General features: G+C 31.4%; 2 protein-coding genes. Both read left to right on the top strand.

The window, feature by feature from the left end; genetic code table 11:
• Positions 1 to 10 precede the first annotated feature (10 nt).
• Entirely contained in the window at positions 11 to 1,918 is a 1,908-nt protein-coding gene (locus ACZQCL_RS08905) for a BglG family transcription antiterminator (protein WP_270474262.1), read from the top strand.
• Between the two features lie 15 nt (positions 1,919 to 1,933).
• A partial coding sequence (locus tag ACZQCL_RS08900; RefSeq protein WP_482482884.1) for an RDD family protein occupies positions 1,934 to 2,251 on the top strand: 318 nt, incomplete at its 3' end.

The raw sequence follows: 2,251 nt of genomic DNA, 5'->3' as shown, positions 1-2,251 counted from the left end.
TGTACTAAAAGTGAATAAAAGACAAGAGAAAATTGTTCTATTGTTGAATGATACAAAGGCGTGGATGACAGGAAAAGAAATCTCTAAGCTTATGCAAGTATCGGATCGAACAATTCGTAGTGATATCGATGCGATCAACCGCTATTATGAACAGCCAATTATTGAATCCAACTTACGAAGTGGATATCATATTCGAGATGAAATCAATGTTACATTGCCTACAGCACAAAAATTTATAATACCTCAAACACCTCAAGAAAGATGTGTGTATATTATACGTGTGTTATTGTTTGAGAAAAAAGAATTAAACTTGATGGATCTACAAGATCAAGTGTTTATTAGTGGTTATTCAATTGATAATGACATCAAAAGAATTAAGAAAATATTAGAGAATTATAACGATTTAAAATTGATTCGCTCTAAAAATCACATTCATTTAGAGGGTAGCGAAGATGAAATGCGCAAACTCTATAAAGATTTACTTACGGAAGAGACACAAGGAAATTTCTTGAACCTAAATAAGCTTTCAAGTATGTTTAAAGGTTTTGATTTATTAAAAGTCAAAGATATCATGGAAAATATTTTAAAAGAATATAATTATCGCATTCGTGAAATGGCAATTCCTATGTTGATGATACATATTGGTGTGGCGATTGAAAGAATGTTGCACCACAATTACATCAAAACAAGTCGTGGAACAGATCTTGAAAACACAAAAGAATATCAGATTGCCAAAGAATTCTTTAATCGTGTATCTAAAATTGTGCGTATTGATATCAATGAAAACGAAGTTGAATTATTAGCCTTATTATTGATGGGCAAAAATTCAATGAACCTTCAAAATGATTTGGTTTCTGCTTATAGTAAACATGGCTACAATGTGAATGAATTGGTTTCGCAAATTATCGAATCTATTAAATCAGACTATGATATAGACTTTTCAAAAGATGTAGATTTACGTTCTGGTATCGCACTACATTTACAAGGGTTGGTTGAAAGAAAGAATAAAAATATTCATATCGATAATATGTATCTTCAAGAATTGAAGAAAAAGTACCCATTAGTTTTTGAATTGTCTATTCGTGTTGGTGAGATTTTAAATGAAGAATTAGGAATCGATATTTCTGAAAATGAGCTAGGCTTTTTGGCTCTTCATTTAGGTGCTGCCTATGAAAGAACGCATAATCATCAACATTATAAAGCCATTATGATTTATCCTGTGGATCAGGCTTTTGGTGATATTTTACTTAAGAAAGTGGATTTCTTATTTAACGAACGCATGGATGTGATTCAAAGTGTGAGTTATTTTGAAGAAAAGACAATAAAAGAATTAGATCCAGATTTGATTCTAACAACGTCACCACTACAACATAATTTAGATATTCCAACGGTTCAAATTTCTGTGTTTATCACAACAGAAGATGAGAGTCGTATTTTCCAAACGTTAAATGCGTTGGATAAAAAGAGATTTCAAAATGAGTTTAAAGCTCAAATCATTGATTTGATTGAACCTGAAACTTTCCATTTGAATTTAAAAACAGAAACACCAGAAGAAACAATTGAATATATGTGTGACCACTTGAAAAACCTTGGTTACAGTGATGATGCGTTTAAAAAATCAGTTCTTCAAAGGGAAAAAATGGCATCCACAAGTTTTGTGTATTCATTTGCGGTACCACACTCATTGAATGTGGCAAGTTTTCGATCTTCGATTTCTGTTGCATTTTTAGAAAAACCAATCAAATGGGGAGAATTTGAAGTGAAGATGGTTATGTTGCTGGCAATTAATGAAGTATACAAAGATACTTTGGTTATGTTCTTTGATTGGTTAAGCAGTATGATCAATAACGCAAATCATTTTGTAGCTTTATTAGAAAGTCAAAGCTATGAAGAATTTATATCAAAAATAATCGAATAGAAAGGTTGTGCAAATATGGATAAAACACATCGTTATGGAGTAAAACTGAAGAAAAGTTCAGTAAATAGTTTTTATAGAGGCGTTGCCTATCTGATTGATTGGTATGTGGCAACAATGTTTGCCGGAATCCCTATTGTCTTAATTGGAAGCATTGTAAATCATACAACTTCTGTATCGCAAGACTTATCTAAAATTCCGGCCCCATACAATATTTTGGTAGCTTTGTTGGCGATTGTATTCTATTTAGGATATTTTGTGATTCTTGAATTGTATGTATATAAAGGACAAACCTTTGGTAAACGCATTATGAAATTAAAGGTTGTGAAAAACGAT

This window comes from Holdemanella sp., from assembly GCF_056804935.1.
Note: the sequence above shows the minus strand (reverse complement) of the source record. Positions and strands in the feature narration are given on the sequence as shown.